The 24324-nt window shown below is 69.1% G+C and carries 24 protein-coding genes, 1 tRNA gene and 1 pseudogene; 14 read left to right on the top strand and 12 right to left on the bottom strand.

Annotated elements, in window-relative coordinates; genetic code table 11:
• Nucleotide 1 precedes the first annotated feature (1 nt).
• Both Aple_RS46180 and Aple_RS52945 read right to left on the bottom strand, forming a co-directional pair.
• Entirely contained in the window at nt 2–1822 is a 1821-nt protein-coding gene (locus Aple_RS46180; RefSeq protein ID WP_246265371.1) for an IucA/IucC family protein, read from the bottom strand.
• Nucleotides 1807–3168, bottom strand: a complete 1362-nt coding sequence (locus tag Aple_RS52945) for an ATP-grasp domain-containing protein (RefSeq protein ID WP_174889971.1) — start codon at nt 3166–3168, stop codon at nt 1807–1809. Before Aple_RS52945 ends, Aple_RS46180 begins: the two co-directional genes overlap by 16 nt.
• 120 nt (nt 3169–3288) lie before the next feature.
• Between Aple_RS52945 and nudC the strand changes: the two genes are divergently transcribed.
• Complete coding sequence (gene nudC, locus Aple_RS46170) at nt 3289–4200, top strand: NAD(+) diphosphatase (protein ID WP_155351150.1); 912 nt, start codon at nt 3289–3291, stop codon at nt 4198–4200.
• Here nudC and Aple_RS46165 read toward each other — a convergent pair whose 3' ends face one another.
• Both Aple_RS46165 and Aple_RS46160 read right to left on the bottom strand, forming a co-directional pair.
• Nucleotides 4201–4437 (bottom strand): mycoredoxin, encoded by a 237-nt coding sequence (locus Aple_RS46165; protein WP_155351149.1) that lies wholly within the window; start codon nt 4435–4437, stop codon nt 4201–4203. It lies immediately after the preceding gene.
• A gap of 65 nt (nt 4438–4502) precedes the next feature.
• Entirely contained in the window at nt 4503–5402 is a 900-nt protein-coding gene (locus tag Aple_RS46160) for an alpha/beta hydrolase (RefSeq protein WP_246265367.1), read from the bottom strand.
• Between the two features lie 126 nt (nt 5403–5528).
• Here Aple_RS46160 and Aple_RS46155 point away from each other — a divergent pair, with 126 nt between their 5' ends.
• The 4 genes from Aple_RS46155 (at nt 5529) to Aple_RS46140 (ending at nt 9881) form a co-directional block, all read left to right on the top strand.
• On the top strand, nt 5529–7571 hold the full coding sequence (locus Aple_RS46155) for an ATP-dependent DNA helicase UvrD2 (protein ID WP_155351147.1): 2043 nt from the start codon (nt 5529–5531) through the stop codon (nt 7569–7571).
• Nucleotides 7568–8434 carry an acyl-CoA thioesterase gene (locus tag Aple_RS46150; protein ID WP_155351146.1) on the top strand — a complete coding sequence of 289 codons (867 nt, stop codon included), beginning with the start codon at nt 7568–7570 and terminating at the stop codon, nt 8432–8434. Before Aple_RS46155 ends, Aple_RS46150 begins: the two co-directional genes overlap by 4 nt.
• 112 nt (nt 8435–8546) lie before the next feature.
• Nucleotides 8547–8846 (top strand): hypothetical protein, encoded by a 300-nt coding sequence (locus Aple_RS46145; RefSeq protein ID WP_155351145.1) that lies wholly within the window; start codon nt 8547–8549, stop codon nt 8844–8846.
• A gap of 6 nt (nt 8847–8852) precedes the next feature.
• Nucleotides 8853–9881 (top strand): polyprenyl synthetase family protein, encoded by a 1029-nt coding sequence (locus Aple_RS46140; protein WP_155351144.1) that lies wholly within the window; start codon nt 8853–8855, stop codon nt 9879–9881.
• Nucleotides 9882–9885: 4 nt separating this feature from the next.
• On the opposite strand, the gene Aple_RS55245 is transcribed toward Aple_RS46140, so the two are convergent.
• The 3 genes from Aple_RS55245 to Aple_RS46125 all read right to left on the bottom strand — a co-directional run bounded on the left by Aple_RS55245 (nt 9886) and on the right by Aple_RS46125 (nt 12287).
• Nucleotides 9886–10554: a response regulator transcription factor gene (locus tag Aple_RS55245; protein WP_155351143.1), complete on the bottom strand. Its 669-nt coding sequence runs from the start codon at nt 10552–10554 to the stop codon at nt 9886–9888.
• Complete coding sequence (locus Aple_RS55240; RefSeq protein WP_155351142.1) at nt 10551–11813, bottom strand: sensor histidine kinase; 1263 nt, start codon at nt 11811–11813, stop codon at nt 10551–10553. Before Aple_RS55240 ends, Aple_RS55245 begins: the two co-directional genes overlap by 4 nt.
• A gap of 66 nt (nt 11814–11879) precedes the next feature.
• On the bottom strand, nt 11880–12287 hold the full coding sequence (locus Aple_RS46125; RefSeq protein WP_155351141.1) for a hypothetical protein: 408 nt from the start codon (nt 12285–12287) through the stop codon (nt 11880–11882).
• A 278-nt stretch (nt 12288–12565) separates the two neighbouring features.
• Between Aple_RS46125 and Aple_RS46120 the strand changes: the two genes are divergently transcribed.
• The 6 genes from Aple_RS46120 (at nt 12566) to Aple_RS46095 (ending at nt 15710) form a co-directional block, all read left to right on the top strand.
• On the top strand, nt 12566–13489 hold the full coding sequence (locus Aple_RS46120; RefSeq protein WP_155351140.1) for an NADP-dependent oxidoreductase: 924 nt from the start codon (nt 12566–12568) through the stop codon (nt 13487–13489).
• A 121-nt stretch (nt 13490–13610) separates the two neighbouring features.
• A complete protein-coding gene (locus Aple_RS46115; protein ID WP_218038864.1) occupies nt 13611–13775 on the top strand; it encodes an NAD-dependent epimerase/dehydratase family protein in 165 nt (54 codons plus the stop codon).
• 65 nt (nt 13776–13840) lie between these two features.
• On the top strand, nt 13841–14272 hold the full coding sequence (locus Aple_RS46110) for a cupin domain-containing protein (protein ID WP_155351139.1): 432 nt from the start codon (nt 13841–13843) through the stop codon (nt 14270–14272).
• A gap of 571 nt (nt 14273–14843) precedes the next feature.
• Nucleotides 14844–15101, top strand: coding sequence for a hypothetical protein (locus Aple_RS46105; RefSeq protein WP_155351138.1), 258 nt, complete (start codon nt 14844–14846; stop codon nt 15099–15101).
• Between the two features lie 124 nt (nt 15102–15225).
• Nucleotides 15226–15489, top strand: coding sequence for a WhiB family transcriptional regulator (locus Aple_RS46100; RefSeq protein WP_155351137.1), 264 nt, complete (start codon nt 15226–15228; stop codon nt 15487–15489).
• A 38-nt stretch (nt 15490–15527) separates the two neighbouring features.
• Nucleotides 15528–15710, top strand: a complete 183-nt coding sequence (locus Aple_RS46095) for a hypothetical protein (RefSeq protein ID WP_155351136.1) — start codon at nt 15528–15530, stop codon at nt 15708–15710.
• A 318-nt stretch (nt 15711–16028) separates the two neighbouring features.
• On the opposite strand, the gene Aple_RS46090 is transcribed toward Aple_RS46095, so the two are convergent.
• From Aple_RS46090 to Aple_RS46070, 5 genes are all read right to left on the bottom strand, one after another.
• Nucleotides 16029–16102 (bottom strand) — tRNA-Met (locus Aple_RS46090).
• A 141-nt stretch (nt 16103–16243) separates the two neighbouring features.
• Nucleotides 16244–19165, bottom strand: coding sequence for a UPF0182 family membrane protein (locus Aple_RS46085; RefSeq protein WP_155351135.1), 2922 nt, complete (start codon nt 19163–19165; stop codon nt 16244–16246).
• Nucleotides 19166–19339: 174 nt separating this feature from the next.
• A complete protein-coding gene (locus Aple_RS46080) occupies nt 19340–20380 on the bottom strand; it encodes a YlbL family protein (protein WP_155351134.1) in 1041 nt (346 codons plus the stop codon).
• A 17-nt stretch (nt 20381–20397) separates the two neighbouring features.
• Nucleotides 20398–20829 carry a molybdenum cofactor biosynthesis protein MoaE gene (locus Aple_RS46075; protein WP_155351133.1) on the bottom strand — a complete coding sequence of 144 codons (432 nt, stop codon included), beginning with the start codon at nt 20827–20829 and terminating at the stop codon, nt 20398–20400.
• Nucleotides 20830–20838: 9 nt separating this feature from the next.
• Nucleotides 20839–21909: an NAD-dependent epimerase/dehydratase family protein gene (locus Aple_RS46070; RefSeq protein ID WP_246265365.1), complete on the bottom strand. Its 1071-nt coding sequence runs from the start codon at nt 21907–21909 to the stop codon at nt 20839–20841.
• Nucleotides 21910–21991: 82 nt separating this feature from the next.
• On the opposite strand from Aple_RS46070, the gene Aple_RS46065 reads away from it, so the two are divergent.
• From Aple_RS46065 to Aple_RS52555, 3 genes and pseudogenes are all read left to right on the top strand, one after another.
• A complete protein-coding gene (locus tag Aple_RS46065; protein WP_373869714.1) occupies nt 21992–23257 on the top strand; it encodes a zinc-dependent metalloprotease in 1266 nt (421 codons plus the stop codon).
• Between the two features lie 9 nt (nt 23258–23266).
• Entirely contained in the window at nt 23267–23830 is a 564-nt protein-coding gene (locus Aple_RS46060) for an NUDIX hydrolase (RefSeq protein WP_155351131.1), read from the top strand.
• 78 nt (nt 23831–23908) lie between these two features.
• Nucleotides 23909–24324 (top strand): annotated as a pseudogene (locus tag Aple_RS52555) (endonuclease/exonuclease/phosphatase family protein); the annotation flags it as partial.

The following is a 24324-nucleotide window of genomic DNA, read 5'->3' as shown; positions in this document are numbered from 1 at the left end:
TTTACACGCTCCTTTGCGTGATCAGCAGATAGTTGGGGCCACTGGTGCCGTAGAACTTGTTGATATCCCTGGCGCCGGTGCGGTGCTTGTCGACCAGAGTGCCTGCGGTGACCATCGACTTGCCCACCAGTCTGGCCGCGTCCAGGGTTCTGGCCCTGAGCAGCCTGGCCGTGGGGTCGTCGCCGAAGGCGTCCAGGGCTTCGGCGAGGATCTCCCGCACCAGGTCCGCTTCGCCGAGCGCGCCGACCGTGATCGCGGCCGCCGCCAGATGCAGGGTGATCGTGACGAACACGTCGGCGAGCGCGTGCGGGTCGTCGGTGAACATGCGCTGATCCCCAAACGCGGGCACCTCAAGGCCGGAGGCGGCCAGCCGGTCCGGTGCCGCCAGCAGGCCGTCGTTGTCCTTGACCAGCAGGTGCATCGGGCCATCGCCGAAGACGAGGGCGAGGTTCTGCTGGTGGGCTTCGAGCGCGATGCCGTACCGGACGAAGAGCGTGACATTCCAGGCGAACAGGACGGACAGGTAGTCCCTGAGCAGGGCGGTGATATCCCCCCGGTAGTGACGGTCGGCGAGATCGGGTAGCACGCCGGGGGCGGCCAGCGCCGCCACCGAGACGATCTCGCCTTCCGGGAGGCGGCGGATCATCCAGGCCAGATACTCCTCGCCCGCGTGCCCGTAGGTCTGCTCATCGGCGAGCAGCACACGCAACCCGGGCTCCCGATCGAGCACCCCCCGCAGCAACCATTCGGCCTCGGCGCCGTCCCTGAGCGTCCCCGGCCGGATCGACCTCCGATTCCGCGCCCCCAGCGTGCTGGTCGCCAACGGCAACTTCAGATGGGTACGCGAATCCACCTCCACCGTCCGCATCGACAACGTCGGCCGCACCCGCAGATACGGCACCGGCCCCATGATCACCCCAGGCAGACTCCCCACCGACAACGGATGCACAGGAAACAGCACATGCGCCCCCAACTCCGGCAACCCGACCTCGGAGAACCCCGGCCAGAACTCCCCAACCCCCCGCGAGATCACGGCGTCCTCGGGAACAGCCGCCCACCGCAACTCAAACACCGGCGAGAACTCCGGGGCGTACGCCAACAACTCCGCCGAACTCAGCCCCGACCGGCATCGCGCTGTCGGATAAATCGGATGATCGACACACGCCGCCAACGACTCATATCCGATCGTCGTCCGATCGATCTGGATCTTCTCGCGCCGCAGGACACCGGGGTTCTCCCACCCACCCAGCCCTTTGTTTTCCCCCGGGCTCCGCCCGGCCCCGCCGCCGCCCCTTCCCGGGCTCCGCCCGACTCCGCCATTTCCGGCATGGCCGTCCCTTTCAGGGCTCTGATCGATTCCGCCATTTCCGGTGTGACCGCCCTTCCCCGGGCTATGCCCGACTCCGCCATCACTAGCCGGGAGATCCGCGAGGAGACCGGACTCGATGTCGTGCGCGGCGTACAAATCGAGGGCGAGTAATGTCTCCCGGCATTCCTCGGCGAATGCCGCCACGCCTGCGGTGTCTTCGGGTTCGGCGACGTCGGCCAGGGTTTCCAGGACCTCGTCGAGCTCCAATTCCTCATCAGAAGACACGACGAAGTCCTGAAATAGGCCAGCGAAACCACCCGATGTCAGGCGGACCCTGCGTCCGGAGGCCAATTTTAGGGCGACCCCGGTCTTGTCGCGGGTGACCCGCGCTGCCAGCCCGCCGTAGTCCTCCCGCAGCAGCGCGTTCAGCACCCGCGCCGCCAAGTACGCCTCCCGCGCCGGGACCGCCCGCCCGCCCCGCCGTCGCGGCAGCGAGATCATGAGATCACCCATGGTTGCTCCTCACGGAACCGGCGCACGGCGTCGTCGACGGCCGCCGGATCGGGCGCGACCACCCGGAGCAGCCCCAGGTAGTCGCGGTTGGTATGGGTGAGCTGCACGTAGTCGCCCAGCGCCCGAAGCGGGTTGTGCCAGACCCGCGCGGACCCGATCGCCAGCTCCTGCGCGGGCGGCGCGGCGACGATCGTCCCGCTCCGATCAGCGAGCAGACTGACCGTGGCACCGTGCCCCATGCGACCGGGCGCGATGACTCCCTGCGCCATGTCGCCGTGGGTGACGGCTTCCTTCGCCGTGCCGCCGTGGGTGATGGATTCGTGCGCTGTGCCGCTGTGGGTGATGGATTCCCGCGCGGAATCCTGTGTCCCGGCACTGTCGGCTCGGGTGCCTCGATGTTGCCCATCCCGCGTTCCGGCATCCTTCCCAGCCGCTATGCCTTCGGGCGATATTTCGCCTAAATCGGCAATCGGCTCCCCGGCGTGCAGTCGCAGGATCCACTCGAAAAGTGGGATGTTCAGGAGGTCGGCGAGGAGGAAGTCGCAGTTGTCGCCGATGACGCGGTAGTTGATCTCGATGATTCGGGGGCCCGCGGCGGTCAGGACGTATTCGGTGTGGCAGGCGCCGAAGCCGACTCCGAGGGCGTTCAGCGCCGCCAGGACATGTTCCCGACCCGGACCGTCAGGCTCCCAATCCAGACGCTCCTCGATGAAATGCGGCAACGGCCCCAATGTCGTGCGATATCCGCCCAGCACCCGGATCTCCTGCCCGTCCCCAAACGTCTCCAGGGTCAGCAGCGGGCCTTCCAGGTACTCCTCCGCGACCAGGGTCTCGCCCGGACGCCGTGCCTTGATCGCCGACGCGGCGGTCCACAGTTCGCGCGCGTTCCGTGCCAGGATCACGTCCTCACTCGCCACACCCTCCCGTGGCTTGATCACCACGGGGCCGTGCCATTCCAGGGGTGGCGGATCGCCGGGCGACAGCCGTACAGAACGGACCGACTCCACCCCGGCCAGGGCGAGCGCGCGGCGCGTTAGGGACTTGTTCTTGGTCGTCAGGCACGCTCGCCAATCCTTACCAGGCAGGCCGAAATAGGACGCCGCGAGGGCGATCTCCGCCTGGATATGGTCGGAATTGGTGAACACCACGTCCGGGGGATGGTGCCGGGCGATGGTGTCGATCAGCGCTCGGGTGTCCCGGACGCCGGTCCCGATCGTCTCGTGCCCGGGGTATCGTTCGGGCCGGTCGGTCAGGATCGTCACGTCCCAGCCGAGCGCGTCCGCCGCGGGCAGGAACCCGGAGATGACCGAATCGGTGGGATTGAGCGTGGCAAGGTACAGCCGCAACGAAGTCCCCTGAGGTAAGGCTTACCTAACTCGGCCATCGTAGTCGATCACTCACTGGCGTGCGGGGAATCCGTGGAGCCGGGTCCATTGTGGATACCGAGATGAGGAAGGATAAAGCCTGTGGAGATCTCTGAGGGCCTACTCGGGCCACTACTCCTGGCGCGTAGCACGATCGACCGGTCCGCGGTGCTGCGCCAGGACACCGCTTGGCTGGAACGTGCCTGGGCCGAAGACAGGACCCGAGTGGTGCTGGTCCGCAAGGGAGAAACCCTGGTCAGGCGGCATGAGGGGGGTTCGGACCTGGTCCTGCTCCCGCCTGGACAGGCCCCCGCGGGCCAGCGATACCTGCTCGGCGTGGACGCCACGAACATCGCCTATTTCGCAGTTCACGCCGAACTTCCGGAAATATCCGGCGCGGAGGTGGCGGGGTTGCGGCAGGCGGGGGCGCTGCTCGGCGACCGGGACGCCGGTCTGCTCGTCTACGCGGTCGCCCTGGAGGCCTGGCACGGCACCCACGAGTTCTGCCCGCAATGCGGCAGCCGTACCGAGATAACCGCGGGCGGGCACGTCCGCACCTGCCCGCAGGACGGCAGCCAGCACTTCCCCCGGGTCGACCCCGCGGTGATCATGGCCGTCTACGACGACGACGATCGCATCCTGCTCGCCCGCGGCCCGCAGTGGCCGGAAGGCCGAATGTCGGTACTCGCCGGATTCGTCGAACCCGGCGAATCCCTCGAACAGGCCGTCATCCGGGAAGTCCTCGAAGAGGTCGGCGTCACCGTCAAAGCCCCGCGCTACCTCGGCAGCCAGCCCTGGCCGTTCCCGCGCAGCCTGATGCTCGGCTTCTTCGCCCGCGCCGCCACCACCGAACTCACCCGAGACCCCGAAGAGATCGCCGAAGCCCGCTGGTTCACCCGCGCCGAACTCCTCGCCGCCCTGGAAAGCGGCGACCTGCGCCTGCCGCCCCCGGTCTCGATCGCCCGCCGGCTGATCGAGACCTGGTATGGCGACACGCTCAGCGGTGACTGGTGACTATAACCCCAGCCGCGCCTTCACCTCGATGACCGACGGATTGGTGAACGCCGTCCCGTCCGGAAAAACCACGGTCGGGACGGTACGGTTCCCGTTGTTGACGCTCATCACGAACTCGGCCGCGTCCGCTTCCCGCTCGATGTCGACCTCCCGGTAGGAGATGCCTTCCCGGGTCAACTGGCTCTTGAGCCGCTTGCAGGGGCCACACCAGGTGGTGGTGTAAACCGTGAGCGCCATGTTCGTCCCTTTCCTTAGGCCGACATTGGCAACACGGCGAGGATCGTTCATGTTCCCGGTGATCGTCAGTAGGCCAGCCGCGCGATGATCCACGACTGCACCGACTCCGCCACGCCCGGCGCCCGGTAGAGCGGGCTGCTGTGCTGGACGCCGGGAACCGCCCGGATGTTCATCGCCACCCCGACCTCGTTCAGCGCCTGCTTCAACATCTCACTCTGGTACGGCGGTACGAACTCCTCGGTCGAGTGCACGCTCAACATCGGCGCGTCCTGCGGGGTGGCGTGCAGCGGCACCTCCATGCTCGACCAGATCCGCGGGCACTCGGTCGGGTCGCAGCCGCCCGCCAGCGCGATGGTCGCCTTGCGTAACTTGCGCTGCTCGTGATCCGCGCCCTCGTCGCCGTCCTCGAACGCCGTCCGCGGCGAGACCACCGGCGAGACGCCGACCACGCCGCGCAACCCGGGAACCCCGTCCCCATACGTGCCGACCGCCGCGCCGATGTGGCCCCCGGCCGAGAAGCCGATCAACGCATACCGATCCGGGTCCATGTTGAACTGGGCGGCGTGCCGCCGGACGGTGGCGATCGAGTCCAGCGCGTCGGTCCGCTGGGCCGGCCAGGCCGCGTCCTGCGCCAGCCGGTAGTTGATGTTGACGACCACGTAGCCGAGCTGGAAGTAGGTCCGGCTCACCTCGGTCATGAACTTCTTGTCGCCGCCGGACCACCACCCGCCGTGGATCACGAACACGGCCGGGCGGACGACGCCGTCCTTGCGCCACCAGATGTCCATGCGCTGGCGGACATGCTTGCCGTACGAGAAAGTGGCGCGGTCCTCCACCGAGGCGGGGGCCGTCGCGGTGGGACTCGGGGTGGGACTACCCCCGACGGGCGTCGCGGACGCCGGCCCGGGGGAGGAGAGGATGATCGCGGCCAGCGCGAGCGCACCGAAACCGAAGGCTTTCCTCAAGGTCCTCGTTCCTCCCGCGAGCGGTTCCTGTTTGCCTGTGGCTGACCCGGTCTTGAGACACACTTGGTCGGCTGCTGGAAGGATGATGCCAGCAGATCCGGTCATCCGCACGTTGGGGAGCCCTATTTGGACGTTCTGGAGGGTCTCGATCCGGAACAGCGTGAGGTCGCCCTGGCGGTGCGCGGACCGGTGTGCGTGCTCGCGGGGGCCGGAACTGGGAAAACCCGTGCGATAACCCACCGGATCGCGCATGCGGTGCAATCCGGCGGCGTCGATCCGCAGAGCGTGCTCGCGGTCACCTTCACCACCCGCGCGGCGGGCGAGCTCAAACAGCGCCTGCGCCGGCTTGGCGCGCCCGGTGTGCAGGCCAGGACCTTCCACGCGGCCGCGCTCCGCCAGCTCAGCTACTTCTGGCCGCGCGTCATCGGCGGCGACCCGCCCCAGGTGGTGGAGTCCAAGCTCCCGCTGCTGATCGAGGCCGCCCGGCAGCTGCGCCGCACCCCCGACCGCGCCGAGCTCCGCGACGTGGCCAGCGAGATCGAATGGGCCAAGGTCACCCAGATCGGCCCCGAGGACTACCCGGCCGCCGCCGCCAAGGCCCGCCGCAGCACGCCCGTCCCGCCCGACCAGCTGGCCCGCCTCTACGAGGGCTACGAGAACCTGCGCAGAACGCGCCACCTCGTCGACTTCGAGACCATCCTCGAACTCACCGCCGCCGTGATGACCGAACACCGCGAGGTGGCCGCCCAGATCCGCTCCCAGTACCGGTATTTCGTCGTCGACGAGTACCAGGACGTCAACCCGCTGCAGAAGCTGCTCCTGGACACCTGGCTGGGCGGCCGGGACGACCTGTGCGTGGTCGGCGACCCGAACCAGACCATCTACTCCTTCACCGGCGCCACGCCGCACTATCTGACCAACTTCGCGGTGGAACATCCCGGCGCGCAGGTGATCCGCCTCGTCCGCGACTACCGCTCCACCCCCGAAGTGGTCACCCTCGCCAACCGGATCATGAGCAAGTCGGTGCACCGGCTCGACCTCGTCGCGCAGCGCCCGCCCGGGCCGCAGCCCGTCTTCTCGGAGTACGACGACGAGCCCGCCGAAGCGCTCGGGGTCGCGCTCACGGTCAAGAAGCTGATGGCCGACGGGGTGCCCACCCGCGAGATCGCCGTGCTGTTCCGGATCAACGCCCAGTCGGAGGCGTACGAGCAGGCGTTCACCGACGCCGGGGTGCCCTACCTGGTGCGCGGCGCCGAACGGTTCTTCGAGCGCCCCGAAGTCCGGCAGGCCGTCGTGCTGCTGCGCGGGGCCGCCCGCTCGGCCAACGACGCGGAGCCGCTGGCGCCCGCCGTACACGCGATTCTGGCGGGGATCGGCCTATCTCATGAACCGCCCGCCGGGGGGACCGCACGGGCCAAATGGGAGTCCCTGAACGCCCTCGCAGAGCTCGCCGAGGACATGGCGGCCACCGGCACCGAGCTTCCCGGCTTCGTCGCCGAGCTCGAACGCCGGGCGAGCGAGCAGCACGCGCCGCCGCTGGAAGGCGTCACCCTGGCGTCCCTGCATGCCGCCAAAGGCCTCGAATGGGATGCCGTCTTCCTGGTCGGAGCCACCGACGGCATGCTCCCGATCATCTACGCCGAGACCCCGGAACAGGTCGAAGAGGAACGTCGGCTGCTCTACGTCGGCGTCACCCGCGCCCGCGAGCACCTGCACATCTCCTGGGCCCTCGCCCGCACCCCCGGCGCCCGCCGCGCCCGCCGCCCGTCCCGCTTCCTCGAAGGCCTCTCGCCCCGTACGGCTCCCGCCCCCCGCCCCGAACAACCGGCAGCGCCCCGGCGCACCATGGCCACGCCCGTCGGGTGCCGCGTCTGCGGCCGTACCCTCGCCCTGGCCGCGGAACAGAAACTCGGGCGCTGCGCGACCTGCCCCGCCCACTACGACGAAGCACTCCTGGAAGGCCTCAAGTCCTGGCGGGCCACCATGGCCAAGGAAACCAAGGTCCCCACCTACGTGATCTTCACCGACGTCACGCTCCAGGCCATCGCCGAGCGGGTGCCCACCACCGAGGAAGCCCTACTCTCGATAGCCGGTATCGGCAGGGTAAAACTGGACCGATACGGTCAAGCCGTGCTGGAACTGTGCCGGAAGGTGGGGGAGGACGTGTGAACTCGGCGCTCAAAGAGGTGCTCGACCTGCTCGACCTGGAGCAGATCGAGCTGGACATCTTCCGGGGGAGGTCCCCCGAGGAGCGCATCCAGCGGGTCTTCGGCGGGCAGGTGGCGGCGCAGGCGCTGGTGGCCGCGGGCCGTACCCTGCCGGACGACCGCGACGTGCACTCGCTGCACGCCTACTTCATCCGCCCCGGCGACCCGGCCATCCCGATCGTCTACAACGTCGAACGCGTCCGCGACGGCCGCTCGTTCACGACCCGCCGGGTGCAGGCCATCCAGCACGGCAAGGCCATCTTCACCATGTCGGTCTCCTTCCACATCGCCGAGCCCGGCATGCACCACCAGGCCGTCGTCATGCCCGCCGCGCCCGACCCCGAGACCCTCGCCCCCTTCCAGGAGCGCATGCGCGCCGTCGTCGGCGACAACCCCGAATGGCGCGACTGGCTCAGCAAGCCCCGCGCCGTCGACGCCCGCTACGTGAACGCGCTCACCTGGGAAGCCCAGAAGGATCCCAGCCTGATCAGCGCCGAGAACAACGTCTGGTTCCGCTACGACGCCGAACTCCCCGACGACCCTCTCCTGCATGTCGTCCTCGCCGCGTACGCCTCCGACTTCACCCTGGTCGACACCGTCCTGCTCGCGCACGGCCTGGCCTGGGGCGCCTCCAACGTGACCGGCGCCTCCCTCGACCACGCCATGTGGTTCCACCAGCGCTTCCGCGTCGACGACTGGGTCCTGTACGCGCAGGAGTCCCCCTGGTCGGGGGGCGCACGCGGACTCGCTCAGGGCCAGATGTTCACGCCTGCCGGGGAGCTCGCGGTGTCCGTCGTGCAGGAGTGCATGATCCGCGTAAGTTAGCTCTGTCCCCCGTGCGGGGGAGGTGGTTCCCATTCCGTGGGGAGTCGGCGCCGCTGTCCCGGCGGGAGCGTTGGAAGTACCGATTTCCTGGTACTTCCACCAAGGGGGCATCTTGTCATTCTTATCCCACACCCCGCCTGCCGCCACGGAGCACGCGCCCTCCGCCGGGCCGCTCGGACGGCGGGCCGGATGGGTCGGCCACGCGGCGGCGATCTGGGCCGCTACCTACGGCGTCGTCGCGCTCGTCTGGACGATCACCGGCACGGGGTTCCCGTTCGGGACCAACGACCGCCACGGACAGGTCAGCCTGCTGCGCGGCCTCACGCCCCAGGTCGGCGCGCCGGTCTTCGCGGCCGTCCTGCTGGCGGTGGCGGTGGCCGTGCTCGCCATGGCCGGCCGCTGGCAGGGCTGAGCGGGTATGTGGACCATCTCCGACGACGTCCTCGCCGACTGGACGCGCCGGTCGCTGGCCGCCGTCGACGACCTGCTGCGCGCCACGCTGCACAGCCCCGGCGACCCGTTTCTCACCACCGTCGCCACGCACCTGCTCGCGGCGGGCGGCAAGCGGGTGCGCCCGGCGATCGTCCTGCTCGCCGCGCGTTTCGGCGACCCCGGTTACGACCGCCCTGCCGTCGTCCGCGCGGCGGCGGCCGTGGAACTCATGCACGTCGCGTCGCTGTACCACGACGACGTCATGGACGAGGCCACCACGCGCCGTGGGGTGCCGAGCGTCAACGTCCGGTGGGGCAACCGGGTCGCCATCCTCGCGGGGGACTACCTGGTGGCCAAGGCCGCGGAACTGGCCGCGCCGCTCGGCACCGGCGCGGTCGAGGAGCAGGCCCGCATGCTGACCCGGCTCGTCACCGGGCAGCTCCGCGAGACCGTGGGCGCCGGACCGCGATCCGATCCGGAGCGGTACTACCTGAGCGTGATCGCTGACAAGACGGCGGCCCTGTTCGCGCTCGCCGCCCGGCTCGGGGCCCGTGCCTCCGGCGCGCCTGACGACGTCACCACGGCCCTCGGGACGTACGGGGAGGCGCTCGGCATCGCGTTCCAGCTCTCCGACGATGTGCTGGACGTGACGCGAACGTCCGGCCAGACCGGCAAGCCCGCGGGTGCCGACCTGCGGCAGGGCGTCGCCACCCTGCCGGTGCTGCGGGCCCTTCGCCGCCGCAAACCCATCCGAAAGGATCTCACGCGAACGGGCAAGGACTCCGCGCTGCTGCGGAAGATGCTCGCCTCCGGACCCATCACGGACGCCGGCGAGCTGGCCACCGCCGCACGCCTGCTCAGCCGCTCCCCAGGCGTCGCGCAGACCCGGACGGAAGCGGAACGCTACGCGAACCAGGCGAACCAGGCGAAGCAGGCCCTGCGCTCGCTGCCCGCGTCCGTGGCACGCGACGCCCTGGACGGCCTGTGCGACCACATCGTCTCCCGCCTCGAGTGACCCCTCAGCCGACGGGGCTGACGAAACCGGACTCGTAGGCGGCGATGACGGCCTGGGTGCGGTTGCGGGCGCCGAGCTTGGTCAGCACGTTGCCGACATGAGTCTTGACCGTCTCCGCGCCCACCACCAGCCGCGCGGCGATCTCCGCGTTGGACAGGCCCGCTGCCATGAGCTGCAGGACCTCCTCTTCGCGCTCGGTCAGCCGGGCGCGGCGGAGCTGCTCGGCGGCCGCTCCGCCGCCCGGCCCGTCACCGCCGTACGAACCGGCCAGGCGCCGGATCGCGGCCGGGAACACCAGCGATTCCCCGCCGGCCACCACCCGGACCGCCTCGACGACCTCCGCCGGGCGGGCGCGTTTCAGCAGGAACCCGCTCGCGCCCGCGCGCAGCGCCTCGTACACGTAGTCGTCGTTCTCGAAGGTGGTGACGACCAGCACCCTGGGCGGTGCGCTCGACGCGGTGAGCAGCCGGCGTGTCGCCTCGATGCCGTCGATGGCGGGCATCCGCACGTCCATGAGCAGCACGTCGGGCCGGGTGCGGGCCACCGTCGCCATGACCTCGGCCCCGTCGGCGGCCTCGCCGACGACCTCCAGATCGGGCTGCGCGCCGATGATCACCCGCAACCCGACCCGGATCAGCTCCTCGTCGTCCACGACCGCCACCCGGATCGTCACGGCGCTTCCCCCACCGGCAGCCGTACCGAGACCCGCCACTGCCCGCCCTCCAGCCCGGCCGTCATGGCTCCCCCCAGCAGCGTGACGCGTTCGCGCATGCCGTCCAGCCCCCTGCCGCCTTCCCGCCGCGAATCCGAACCCGTGACGGGATTGGCCACGTCGATCGTGAGCGTACGCCCGTCCACGGCGACCCGCAGGGCGACCTGCACCGGCCCCGCGTGGCGCAGCACGTTCGTGAGGCTCTCCTGGATGATGCGGTAGCCCTCCAGCGAGACCGGCGCGGGCACCTCGTCCAAGGAACCGCTGACCTGCACGCCCACCTCGACGCCGGTCCCGCGCGAGTACGCCACCAAGCGGCCGAGGCCGGCGAGCCCGTGCGGCTGGGCCTCGTCCACGAGCCGTTGACGCGGCGTGTGGTCCGCGCGCTCGCTTTCGCGGAGCATCCCCAGCACGCGGTCGAGGTCCGCCGCGGCCGCCCGCCCGGTGTCCTCGATCGCGACCAGGGCCTCGCGCGCGAACGCCGGGTCGGTGTCGAGCAGCTGCCGCGCGGCCGCCGCCTGCAGCGTGGTGACGGTCAGCGCGTGCCCGATGGAGTCGTGCAGCTCGCGGGCCAGCCGGTTGCGCTCGGCCAGCCGCGCGGCCCGCGCCTCCAGCGCCGCGATGCGCTCGGCAGGAGACGGCCCGAGCAGCACGGGCGCCATGACCGCCGCCAGCGAGCCGAGCCCCGCCACGGCGTACACGACGCCGGCCAGCATGGCCACGCCGAGCAGCGCCAGCCATACCGAGTCATGCTCGGTCAGCGGCCCCAGCTGAAACCCCACGAGCGTCCCGCCCGCGACGCCGAACTGCTGCGCGACGAGGATCACTCCCATCACCAGCGGGATCAGCAGCAGCGCCCCCACCAGCCCGCCGATCGCCAGGTGCACGGAGAACCACAGCGCCGCGCGCAGCCGCGTCTCACGCCCCTGTTCGGCAGTCACCGGAGGATCCGGCAGCGGGACGCCGAGCAGTGACCGCGCGGCCACGATCTCGAGGGCGCGCGTGCCTCGAAGGAACGGCGGCACCAAGCCCACCACGACCGCCAGGACCAGCACCACCAGGGTCGGCGCGCGCGGCGTCTCGGACATGCTCAACATCTGGGCGAAGGTGGTGCCCACCAGCAGGTACGGCAGCAGCAGCACCCCGCCGAGCAGCAGATGCACACCGCGCCGGTAGGTCGCACCACTGACCAGCGGAGCCACCACGGCGCGAATCCTCACGCGGGCCATTCTCCCAAACGCCGCAACCGCCCAGCTTTCGACGTCAGAAGGGCGGCGCTTGGCTGATCAGCTAAATTGGCTGAGCGCCCAAATGACTCCTGCGATACACAGCACCCCGCCGATGAGGGTCAGGTAGCTGAGTACGAGGCCGCGGAGCGCCATGCGCGCACCTTGCCCGTACTCCCATCTGAGTTTGTGCCGGGCGACATGGCCGGTGACGATCCCCAGCAGGCTCGCCCCCGGGAACAGCACAGGAAACAGCACCGGCCGGATGATCTCCGTGATCGCATCAGCGCCGGAGTACGCCAAGATCACCGCTCCCGGAAACGGAATCAGGCTACACAGCCCACTCACGAGGGAGGCCACGGCGAAGCTATTGATGGTGTGGCGCCCGGACCCACTGTTGTCAGGATCGTCCGTTACTGATCCGCCATTCGGTGATTCGATCCCCATGGCACCGAGTGTCTGCTCCACTGCCCCCACCGTAATGAGTACGAGAACGCAATTTGTCTGAGTACCGCTCAGGTGGGCGGGGACCGCTGGTAACTCCGCGATTGGGAGAGCGGAGCAGGCTTGCGGGCACCTGGACGTGCCCACCTGGGCGGGTTCTGGGCAGAGCGCTCGGGGCCATCGCGGGCTCTGCTGGGTGAGCGGTTGTCGCTGTGGTCATTCGTGTCCGTCGTGCAGGAGTGCATGATCCGCGTAAGCTGGCTCTGAGCTGGCCGAACACGCACTCTCCGCTAGGACCTGTCATGCGAGCCATCACCGTTCGAGACCGCGCCGCCGGTCTGGCCGGGCTTTCCCTGACGGAGGAGCCCTATCCCCACGCCGCCGAGAACGACGTCATCGTGCGGGTGCACGCCGCCGGGTTCACCCCCGGAGAGCTCGACTGGCCGGGAACGTGGTCCGATCGCGCGGGCCGCGACCGGACGCCGAGCGTGCCCGGGCACGAGGTGTCGGGTGTCGTCGCCGAGTTGGGGTACGGAACCACCGGCCTGACCCTCGGCCAGCGGGTGTTCGGGCTGACCGACTGGACCCGCAACGGCTCGCTGGCTGAGTACGTGGCGGTGGAGGCCCGCAACCTCGCGCCGCTGCCGGCCGACATCGACCACACCGTGGCCGCCGCACTGCCGATCTCAGGACTGACCGCATGGCAGGGCCTGTTCGACCACGGCCGCCTCGCCACCGGCCAGACCGTCCTGATCCACGGCGCCGCGGGCGGTGTCGGTTCTCTCGCGGTGCAACTCGCACGCGAGGCGGGAGCCCGAGTGATCGGCACCGGCCGGGCGGGCGACAGGGACATAGCACTCGGTCTTGGCGCGCATGCCTTCCTGGACCTGCAGGCCGATCCCCTGGACGACGCCGGTCAGGTCGACCTGGTGTTCGACGTGATCGGCGGCGACATCCTGGCCCGCTCGGCCGCGCTGGTGCGCGCTGGCGGCACGCTGGTCACCATCGCATCCCCACCCACGGTCCGGCCCCGAGACGGTCAGGCGATCTTCTTCGTCGTCGAACCTGATCGCGTCCGGCTCGCCGACCTGGCCCGGCGACTCCGGGACGGCCGTCTCCGCCCGATCGTCGGGGCCGTGCGAACACTCGCCGAGGCGCCCTCCGCATTCGCGCCCACCCAGCGCACCCCCGGCAAGACGATCATCCAGGTCACGGCAGACGAATAGCCGCTCTTCATTTCTTTGCTCTAATCCGCTCTTATCAACTCGGTCACGAAATGTCCGAGTTTTATCTCGGATAACGGATATCCGGGTTAGTGGGCAGGGATTATCAGGGAAGAGACGTGCCATGAAGCTCGCAGTCATTGGCGGAACCGGGCTGATCGGGTCACAGGTCGTACAGGCCCTGAACGCGGCCGGGCACGAGGCGGTGCCGCATTCGCTGTCCACCGGGGCCGACGTCCTCACCGCCAAGAACGGCGCCCCCACCCACTGCACCGACTGGCTGAGGTAGACCGCACGCCGCTCGACAGCCGTAGGTGAAGCCGCCGTACTTCCACAGCCGACAGAGAGGAAGCCATGGGCATCGAACATTCGCATCACCTCGAGAACCCCAACGCGACCACGCCGCCGCCGAAGCTGGAACTCGTCTCGTCGGTGCCCGCGCCGCCGGTGCCCGACAACGCCGAGGCGATGACGATCCTGATCACTCTGCCACCGGGCAGCGAGGGCTCCCCGCCGCACCGCCACACCGGTCCCGCGTTCGGGTACGTGATCAAAGGCGAGATGATCTTCGAGCTGGAAGGCGACCCACAGCGGATCGTCAAGGCCGGAGAGACGTTCTGGGAGCCCGGCGGCGACGTCATCCACTACCAGGACGGCAACAACCTCCCGGACGCCGAAACCGCGTTCGTCGTCACGATGTTCGGTGTGGCCGGTCAGCCGATGCTCATCCCGGTGAGCACGAAAGAACTCGAAGAACGGCGGGACCGCCGGGCACCTCGCCCATAACCACGTGGGGAGGTCGGCCCTCCACCACGGGATGCACGCGTAGATCACGTCCACCCCGTCGGTGATCTGGGTCAGCGACGCCACAGATGCCCGCCGTACCTGCCGGTGCGCGAGCCCGTCAGGCCGACTTCACGCCTCCGGGAGACCTGGCGGTGTCTGTGGAGCGGGAATGCATGATTCGGGTCCTGGGCGATCTGCTCCAATCGCCCAGTCGCCCATGAACTGACACGTCTGAGCGAGCACCGCCGCCGGCACGCCCAGCAACGTGGCCACGACGCTGAACGCCTTCCTCCTGACTCCGGTTATCGCTGCCGAAGCCCGTGGCTGAACTGTTACATACCGGGGTGTGAGTTGTCCGCTATCGGCCCTCAGCTGCGCGGATGCCGCACTACCTGGGCTGTCAGCGGAAATCGGCCCGCGGTCGGCGCGGCACGGCTTGTTCCTGTTCGGCTAGCCGTATATTCCCAGGTAGAAAATAGGTTGCCCGGTTGTCGGGTTCCCGTTTAGGGTCATGCACAAGCCAGTCGGACGGTCCTGTCCGGCGAATCGCATTCGAGTGGAGGTGAGCCCAGTGGAGAGCATCAACATGTCATCGCCGTCGTGGCTCGCCACCGCGCGTGCGGGTGCCGCGCAAGCGAAACTGCGCCAGGAGAAGGCCTTCCGTCCGGAAGCGTTCAACGGCGCCACCCTTGTGCCCGCCCACGCTCCCGCGTCCGCCTATGTCCCGGTCTTCACGGACCGCCTGATGGGCGACGCACCGACCAGCCACACCGCCAATGGCGGAGTGCAGGGTCCGCAATATGCCTGGAGAGAACCAGTCACAACCTGACCGGTCTCCACTCTCCAGGCCGCGGATCCGCACACCGGATCCGCGGCCTTCTTGTTTGTCCGGCCACGTATCCCCGCATCGAAGAGGACATCCGACCAAACCAATCTCAAAGAAGGTGACGCAGATGGCGGCCCCGGTCATGGACCTGATCGAAGCCGAGATCCCCTGTCGTACCGAGCCCGACCTGTGGTTCGCCGAGTCTCCGGAGGACGTGGAGTTCGCCAAGGCGCTCTGCGGAGGCTGCCCGATCCGAGAGGCCTGCCTGGCCCGCGCGCTTGAGCGCGAGGAGCCGTGGGGCGTCTGGGGCGGCGAACTCATCCTGCGGGGAGCCATCGTTCCCCGGAAGCGGCCGCGCGGGCGTCCCCGCAAGACTCCCGTCGCCGCCTGACCCCCGACCACGTACTTCCACAGAAAGCAGAACCCGCCATGAGCATCCAGACCCTCGCCGCCTCGTCCATCTACAAAGATCTGGTAGACGAACGAATACGAGGGCTCCACCAGGAGGCCGCGGAGCACAGCATCGCCAGCCGAGTAAGGAGCGTGCAGAAGGCACGCCGGCAGGCCGAACGTGCATCCGCCCGCCTCCGCGCCGCCCTAGCGCGCGCCTAACCGAGCCCTCACCTCAGGCCCGGGCCTCCTGGCCCGGGCCCTTCTCACGCCCGTCAGGTTCCTGGGATCTCATGCTCGACACGCCCCAAAAGGGATCGCAGGGTTCCAGTTCGCTGCCCTGATCGAGCATCCCAGGTCAAGCCCAACGGGCAGGCCGAGCATCCGGGGACCGCCTTGGAATCTCCCAGTGATCCCCTGCTGCCCCGGAATCGCGCAGGAGGGTGAGGTCCCTCGCCCTGACTCTCACCCAAGCGATCGCCCATGCTGGGCACACAAAGCAAAGGAGCCCTGGTCGATGACCAGGGCCCTTCGTATGAGTAGCGGGGACAGGATTTGAACCTGCGACCTCTGGGTTATGAGCCCAGCGAGCTACCGAACTGCTCCACCCCGCGTTGGTGTGTGTCTTAACTGTATCCACAGCCGGGAGGCTAAGCAAACCGAATACGAAACCCCCGCACCGAAGTCGATGCGGGGGTCCCGTTCGGCATCAGGTCCGCCGGCTCACGCTGAGACGCCGGGACCCGGTCGATGTGTCACGGCCCGCCCGAAGCCGCGGCCACCGGAGACGCGCTCGGTGAGGCCGAAGGTGATGGTGACGGTGAGGCGGACGCGGGCGTCGTCGGCGCGGCGCTCTGGAGAGCGGCGAGTTCCTCCAGCGCCTTCTTCAGAGCCGCCTGTGCGGTTCCGTACGCCGCCCAGTCGGGCGGGTTGGCGGTCAGGGCCGCCTGGGCGTCGTTGTAGGCCTTCTGAGCCTTGTCGACGGTCTGAGCCAGGGTCGCGGCCTGGGGAGTGGTGTTCTCCGTCTGCTCAGGGTTGGTGGTCTCCGGCTGGTTCGTGGAAGGCGTGGTGGTAGCCCCGCCGAACACCTGTTTCAGGGCGTCTTCGAGGTTGTTGCCGAAGCCCACCTTCTCGCCATACAGCACCAGGACCTTCTGCAGCGTCGGGAAGCGGCCCGAGGTCTCCTCCTTCGGCTGGACGTAGACCGGCTCGACGTAGAGCAGGCCGCCGCCGAAGGGGAGGGTGAGCAGGTTGCCGTACAGCACCTCGGTGGCGCCGCCGGTGCCGCGCAGCAGGTTCAGCTGTTGCGAGACCGTGGTGTTGGACAGGAACGTGTTCTGCGCCTGTGGCGGGCCCTGGATGGCGGTATTGCTGGGAAGTTGCAGGATCTCCAGCTTCGCGTCGGCGCCCGCGGTCGCGTCGACGGCCATGAAGGCGGCCATGTTCTGGCGGCCGTTGGGCACGAACGTGGTGGTCAGCGAGAACCGTTCGGTGCTGCCGGGCATCTTCATGGTCACGTAGTACGGCGGCTGCTTGCTCTTCTTGGTGGCCGGGTCCTCGGGGACCTTCCAGAAGTCCTGGCCGCTGAAGAAGGCGTTGGCGTTGGTGACGTGATACTGGGTGAGGATCTCGCGCTGGGCCTTGAACAGGTCGGCCGGGTAGCGCAGGTGGTTGCGCAGTTCCTCGGAGATCTGCGCGGTCGGCTTGATGATCCCGCCGAACGCCTTCTGCCAGGTCTTCAGGACCGGGTCCTTGGAGTCCCACTCGTAGAGGGTGACGGTGCCGTCGTAGGCGTCCACGGTCGCCTTCACCGAGTTGCGCATGTAGTTGATGATGTCCCGCGGCACCTGCGGCACGGCCAGGCGCGAGGTGGAGACGTCGGTGGTGAGCTCTTCGAGGCTCTTGGGCTCGGAATACGGGTACGCGTCCGAGGTCGTGTACGCGTCCACGATCCACACGATCCGCCCGCCGACCACGGCCGGATACGGATCCCGGTCCAGGGTGAGGAACGGCGCGACCTGCTGGATGCGCTCGATCGGCTTGCGGATGTACATGATCCGCGAGTTCTCGTTGATGTTGGAGTTGAGCAGCAGGTTGGTCTCGCCGTACTTCAGGGCGTAGAGGAAGCGGGTGAAGACGCCGCCGATGGGGACGCCGCCCTGGCCGGTGTAGGTGTTGTTCTTCTGGCCGCTGCCGCCCTGCTCGGGGTAGTCCAGTTCGACCGGGTTGGTGGCGTTGGGGCCGCCGACGATGGAGTATTCGGGGGAACTCTCCCCGAAGTACACCCGCGGCTCGTATTTGCCCAGGTTGCCGGTCGGCGGGATGTCCTTCTCGCTGAAGTTGGGCACGCCGCTGCCGTCCACCGCGTTGCCGGGCGCGGCGACGACGCCGAAGCCGTGGGTGTAGACGAGGTGATCGTTGATCCAGTTGCGCTGCTCGTTCGGCGGCAGGCCCATCTCGCGGACGGCCACGACGGTGTCGCGGAACTTGCCGTCCGCCGTGGGGTAGCGGTCGATGTCGAGCTGCTCGGGGAACTGGTAGTAACCCCTGATCTGCTGCTTCTGCTGGTAGGTCGGGGACAGCAGGCTGGGGTCGAGCAGGCGCATGCCGGGAATGGCCGCCGACTCGCTCTGCAGCACGGCCTCGGACGCGTCGGTCTTCGCGCTGTATTGCGTCACCACGGCGGTATCGACCCCATACGCGTTACGCGTCGCGTCGATATTTCGCTTGATGTATTCCTGCTCCTTGGCCTGCTGGTTGGGCTTGACCTGGAACTGCTCGACCAGCGCCGGGTAGACGCCGCCGATCAGCACGGCCGACAGCACGAGCAGGCCCAGCGCCACCCCGGGCAGCATGCCGCCCGGCCGGATCACCCCGGCGAAGAACAGCCCGGCGCAGATCAGCGAGATGATCGCCAGGATGCCCTTGGCGGGCAGCACCGCGTTGATGTCGGTGAACGACGCCCCGAAGACCTTGCCCCGGTCGGAGAAGACCAGACCATACCGATCAAGCCAGTACGCCCCCGCCTTGAGCAGCACGAAGACGCCGAGCAGGACGGACAGGTGGGAACGGGCCGCCCGGGAGGCGTGCACGCCGCCGGGGGTCTGGATCCGGAACCCGCCGTAGAGGTAGTGCACCAGCGCGGCCGCGATGATCGACAGGATCACGGCGGTGAACAGGAAGTTCAGCACCATCCGCAGGAACGGATAGGTGAACATGAAGAACGACAGATCCAGGTTGAACTCGGCGTCGGTCCGCCCGAACGGGGTGCCGTTCTGGAACAGCAGCCAGGTGCGCCACTGCCCGGCCGTGGAGGAGCCGGCGAACAGGCCGAGGATGGCCATGCCGATCAGGAAGACCAGTTTGCGGTGCGGATCGACGGCCAGCCGGTAACGATCGGCGCCCTGGGCGTTGCCGAACATGCCGGGGCCGAACATGGGCCGCATCCGATGGGAGAGCACCATGTTCCCGCCCACGATGCCGACCATCAGCACAGCCCCCGCCAGGAACAGCAGGATCTGCGTGAGCAGCATGGTGGAGAAAACAGGCGTGAAGTCGACCGAGTCGAACCACAGGTAATCGGTGTAGATCCCAGCGAAGATGAACAGTGCCACCACGAGCACCACGAGGGTGATCGCGACGGGAATGAGCAGTCGCGGCCGGCGGGGCAAGCGCATCGCCCGACCGGCTCCGGGGCTCCGGAAGCTCAACGCCAACCCCTTAATAAATCTCAGAGAGCACAACGGTCCGTGCCTGGCAACCTACACCGCGAAAAGCCCGGCTGTGATTTCTGGACCGGCCCTGTGGATAGAGCCTCCCCTGTGGACGGCGATCCGCGAAGGGTAAAGCTTTCAGGAGCAGGCGGGGACGGTCCCGGACCCGGTACGCAGCGCGTCCAGCGCCTTGATCGCCCCATCCAGGTTCTTCACCTTGACCAGCCGCAGCCCGTCGGGGACCGCGCCCAGCGCCGCGGCGCAGTTCAACTCGGGCGTGAGGAAGATCGTGGCCCCGGCCTTGCGGGCGCCCACCATCTTCTGCTCGATGCCGCCGATCGGGCCCACCTGGCCGTCGGGCCGCATGGTGCCGGTGCCCGCGATGTTCTTGCCACCGGTGAGCGCCCCGGGGGTGAGCTTGTCGTAGATCCCCAGCGAGAACATCAGACCGGCGCTCGGCCCGCCCACGTCCCCGACGCTGAAGTCCACCTTGAAGGGGAACTTGTAGCTCATCCCCATCCGCACCCCGACGACGGCCTTGCCGTCCTTGGCGGCCGCGCTGACCACGGTGACATCGGTCTTGGCCGACCGGCCCTCGACCGTGAACACGATCTTCTCGCCCGGTTTGTGCTTCTGCACGGCGGCCACGACGGCGTCGGGGTCGGCGGTCGGTGTGCCGTCCACCGCGACGATCATGTCTCCCGGCAGCAGCTTCCCGTCGGCGGGCGTGCCCTTGTCCACGGTGGACACCTTGACCACGTCCTCCACCGGCAGCTTCAGCTGGTTCAGCGCCGCCGCGGTCGCGGTGTCCTGGGAGCCCGCCATCTCGGCGGTGTTCTGCTCCTCGACCTCCTTGACCGACCGCTCCTTGGGGAAGATCGTCTCCTCCGGCACCACGGCGATGGTGGAGTCGAACCAGCCGCGCAGCGCGGTCAGCAACCCGATCCGGTTGCCAGGACCGCCCTGGTAGGCCACGGTGACCAGGCTGAGCATGCCGCTGGTGGCGTAGGTCTGCCTGCCTTGCACGTTGATGACAGGTTTGCCCTTAACGTCGCCAAGGGTGTTCTCGGTCGGCCCAGGGCTCAGCACCACGTACGGCACCGGCAGCATGGCGCCGCCAACGGCCAGCGTGAGCGTCAGGAAACCCGCCACGATTAAGGTGAGAGCACGTCGGGACATGCGGAAACTCTATTCGTTCATGACCCCTGGCAGGCGCCGACCCACTCCGCTGAGCCGTCGGCGAACAGCTGGTTCTTCCAGATGGGAACCTCACGTTTGAGGTCGTCGATCAAGCGCCGGGACGCGGCGAACGCCTCGGCCCGATGCGCGCAGGCCACCGCCACGATCACCGCGAGGTCGCCCAGCTCCAGGTCACCGACCCGGTGCACCGCGGCCAGCGCGGTCACAGGGAAGTCGGCGGCCACCTTCTCGGCGACCCGGCGCAGCTCGGCCTCGGCGCTCGGATGCGCGGAGTAGGACAGCCGGGTGACCGGCCTGCCCTCATCCTGTTCCCGCACGGTGCCGATGAACAGCGTCGTGCCCCCGGCGGCGTGATCGCCGACCGCGCGCAGCACCTCGTCCACCGACAGGGCGGTGTCACGGATCTCCACCAACCGGATGACGTCCACGCGCCGAGTCTAAATCCTCTTCTTGCGGCGGGCCGCGCGCACGATCGCCGCCGTGCCGATGACGGCGACGGTGGCTCCGGCGGCGGTGATGGTGGCGTCCTTGCCGGACAGGCGGCGGCCGACGACCGCGTGCTTGCCCTCGCGGAGCGACAGCAGCTCCTGCAGCGCGGCCTCGTTGCTCCAGGCCGGTTTCCAGCCCGCCTGGTGCAGCGCGGTGGTGGCCACCACCCACGGATAGACCACGTAGTGCAGATCCGTGGCGGGTACGGGGGTGACACCGAGCCGGTGCAGCCGCTGGGCGGTGCTGAAGGTGAGCCCGGCCGGCAGCTCGAAACGCCGCAGCCCGGACACCTCCTCCACCTGCTCCATCTCCAGCCAGCCGTCGGAGCCGACCGCGACCACGCCGGTGACCTGGCCGAGCGCGGCCAGCTCCAGCGCGGAGACCAGGTCGTCGAGGTGGCAGAACTGCCAGCGCGGCAGGCAGCCCTTGACCACCAGCAGCCGGGGCGCCTCGAAGTGCCGGGTGACCACGGTGTCCACGTCGGGCCCGACCAGGGCGGCCGGCCGGAGCACGGTCACCTCGAGCCCGGGATGCACCCGCAGCGCCCGGCGGGCCAGCGACTCGATCTCCAGGTAGTCGCCGACCACGCCGGTGTCCGGCTCGGCCGCCACCGGGGCATCCTCGGCCAGCGGGACGGGGTTGTCGGCGGCGGCGCCGTACACCATCGCGCTGGTGACCAGCACGACGCGGCGCACCCGCGCCGCCGCTGAGGCGGTCAGCACGGTCTGGGCGGCTCTGATGTTGTACGCCCGGCGCTCGACCGGTTCGGCGTCCAGCCCGAAGTCGCCCGCCAGATGTACCAGGACGTCGACGTCGGAGATCCGGTTCGCCAAGAGCGGATCTCGGATGTCGAGGACCCGCCAGGTGACGTCGGGGACGTCGCCGCGCTGGTCGTCGATGGCCACGACGCGGCGGAAATCCGCAGACGAGGCGACCTTCGAGAGGAACACCCTGCCTATCCCGGAGGCCGCGCCGGTGACGGCGACGACGGGCGGACGATGGCGTTTCGAGGTCGGCACGAGGTCCTCACTTTGCACTGATCCGCCCCACGACGGATAACGTGGCGGATGTGGACTCCTCCATCCTGCACGAGGTGGCGCGGTGACTGACCTGCCAGGTCGCGAAAACGACCCCAACGAGAATCCGTTCGCCATGTTCGGCAACCCGGAGCAGATGGCCGCGGCGATGCGGCAGTTCGCCGACATGCTGTCGGCGCCGCAAAGTTCCGGGCCTGTCAACTGGGACATGGCCAAGAACATCGCCAGGCACGCGGTGCTCGCCGAAGGTGGTGATCCCAGTGTGATGGAAGGCGAGCGACGACAGATCGTCGACGCCCTCAATCTGGCCGATCTGTGGCTGAATGAGGCCACGACTTTGCCTAGCGGCGTGTCGAATCCGCAGGCGTGGAGCAGATCGGAGTGGATTGAGAAGACCACCCCGGTCTGGCAGAAGCTGTGCGATCCGGTCGCGGCGCGGATGGTCGAGACCATGAGCGGCACGCTGGGCGCCTCCGGGCTGCCCGCCGAGGCGCAGGCCATGGCCGGGCCGCTGATGGGCATGATGAAGCAGATGGGCGGCATGATGGTCGGCCAGCAGATCGGCCAGGCCCTCGGCACGCTCGCCCGCGAGGTGATCGGCTCCACCGACATCGGCCTGCCGCTGTCGGACACGGCCGCGCTGCTGCCCGGCGGGGTCGCCGCGTTCAGCGAGGGCCTGGAGACGCCCGCCGAGGAGATCAGGCTTTACCTGGCGCTGCGCGAGGCGGCCCATCACCGCCTGTTCCAGCACGTGCCGTGGCTGAGCGGCCACCTGCTCGGCGCGGTGGAGGAGTATGCCCGGGGCATCACCGTGGACGTCGCCGCCCTGGAGGACAAGCTCCGCGCGGTGGATGTCAGCAACCCCGAGCAGCTGCAGGAGCTGCTGAGCGGCGGCGACCTGCTCAAGCCGGAGGAGACCGAGCGGCAGAAGGCCGCCCTGGTCCGCCTGGAGACCGCGCTCGCGCTGGTCGAGGGCTGGGTGTCGACCGTCGTGGACGCCGCCGCCGACGGCAAGCTCCCCTCGGCCGCCGCCCTCGGCGAGACGGTACGGCGCCGCCGCGCGACCGGCGGTCCCGCCGAGCTGACCTTCGCCACCCTGGTCGGCCTGGAACTGCGCCCCCGGCGGCTGCGCGAGGCGGCCACGCTGTGGCGCTCGCTCGGCGCGGAGCGCGGCCTGGACGGGCGGGACGCGGTGTGGCGGCACCCGGATCTCATGCCGACGCCCGCGGACCTGGATGATCCGTCCGGATTCGTGAAGGGTGAGGCCGAATTCGACCTGAGCATGCTGGACGAGGAACCCGGAGAGAAGCCGAATGATGACGCAGAGTAGGCTTTCTGGGTGACTTTGCACACAGACGCGGTAGCCGTACTAGATGGGTGGGTTGCTCCCACCGAGGCGGAAGAACTGCTCCGGAAGGAATTCCTGGCCCATCTGGCCGATCATGACGATGCGATGTGGCGGGCCTGCGTGCCCGGCCACCTGACCGCGACCACCGCGGTGCTGTCGCATGACGGCGAGAAGATCCTGCTCACCCTGCATCCCAAGGCCGGGATGTGGCTGCCGATGGGCGGCCACTGCGAGCCCGGCGACACCTCCCTGGCGGCCGTCGCGCTGCGCGAGGCGTGGGAGGAGTCCGGCATCGAGGGGCTGACCCTGCTGCCCGGGCCGCTGGCGCTGGATCGGCATGAGGTGTGGTGCCATCCGCCGCGCTGCTGGCATCTGGACGTCGAGTACGGCGCGATCGCCCCGCCCGAGGCCGAAGCCGTGATCAGCGACGAATCGCTCGACCTGCGCTGGTATCCGCTGGCCCGGATCCCCGAGCCGACCGACGACGCCACCCGGCGGCTGGCCAGGCGAGCCCGCGCCGTCCTGCGGGGCGAGCCGCTGGAACAACTGGCCTAACCTGCACCGAATCCGCACACAACCACTGCCGACCGGCGCCGTCACGCTGGTTAGGGTCATGAGCAGAGCGGGAGGAGAGTGGTCGAGTCGGACGTCATCGAGGTGGGGGGCGTCATCGCGACCCCGAGTCGCGACAACCGGCGGGCGCGACGGCGGCTGGCCTGGTTCCTGGTCGTGCCGTGCGCGGCCTGGGCACTGTTCCAGGTCGCCGGGTTGCGATTCGGCGTGCTTGGGGTGATGGCGAGCACCGCTACGCCGTACGTGGCGGTTGGGGCTCTTGTGGCGGTTCTGGCGGCGGCGCTGGCCCGGGCGCGGGCCGCGGCCGTGGTGGGGCTGCTCGCGGCGGTGGGCCTGCTGGCGCAGGTGACGCCGCGCGCGCTGGCCGCCGACCAGGCGCCGGCCGCCGGCACGTCGCTGCGGGTGTTGTCGATCAACGTCATGATGGGCGGCGCGGACTTCGGCGCCCTGCTCGATCTGGTACGGCGGCTGCGGCC

Origin of the sequence: Acrocarpospora pleiomorpha (assembly GCF_009687885.1) — a bacterium.
Taxonomy (GTDB): domain Bacteria; phylum Actinomycetota; class Actinomycetes; order Streptosporangiales; family Streptosporangiaceae; genus Acrocarpospora; species Acrocarpospora pleiomorpha.
The sequence above is the reverse complement of the archived record's forward strand: the minus strand, read 5'-3'. Positions and strand labels throughout refer to the sequence as shown.

What these genes read in the sequence shown, in the direction of transcription:
- Aple_RS46080 (WP_155351134.1), bottom strand. Translation starts at nt 20,380, where the DNA reads ATGTCCCGACGTGCTCTCACCTTAATCGTGGCGGGTTTCCTGACGCTC.
- Aple_RS46085 (WP_155351135.1), bottom strand. Translation starts at nt 19,165, where the DNA reads ATGCGCTTGCCCCGCCGGCCGCGACTGCTCATTCCCGTCGCGATCACC.
- Aple_RS46180 (WP_246265371.1), bottom strand. Translation starts at nt 1,822, where the DNA reads ATGGGTGATCTCATGATCTCGCTGCCGCGACGGCGGGGCGGGCGGGCG.
- Aple_RS46165 (WP_155351149.1), bottom strand. Translation starts at nt 4,437, where the DNA reads ATGGCGCTCACGGTTTACACCACCACCTGGTGTGGCCCCTGCAAGCGG.
- Aple_RS46115 (WP_218038864.1), top strand. Translation starts at nt 13,611, where the DNA reads ATGAAGCTCGCAGTCATTGGCGGAACCGGGCTGATCGGGTCACAGGTC.
- Aple_RS46110 (WP_155351139.1), top strand. Translation starts at nt 13,841, where the DNA reads ATGGGCATCGAACATTCGCATCACCTCGAGAACCCCAACGCGACCACG.
- Aple_RS46140 (WP_155351144.1), top strand. Translation starts at nt 8,853, where the DNA reads ATGTGGACCATCTCCGACGACGTCCTCGCCGACTGGACGCGCCGGTCG.
- Aple_RS46100 (WP_155351137.1), top strand. Translation starts at nt 15,226, where the DNA reads ATGGCGGCCCCGGTCATGGACCTGATCGAAGCCGAGATCCCCTGTCGT.
- Aple_RS46095 (WP_155351136.1), top strand. Translation starts at nt 15,528, where the DNA reads ATGAGCATCCAGACCCTCGCCGCCTCGTCCATCTACAAAGATCTGGTA.
- Aple_RS46120 (WP_155351140.1), top strand. Translation starts at nt 12,566, where the DNA reads ATGCGAGCCATCACCGTTCGAGACCGCGCCGCCGGTCTGGCCGGGCTT.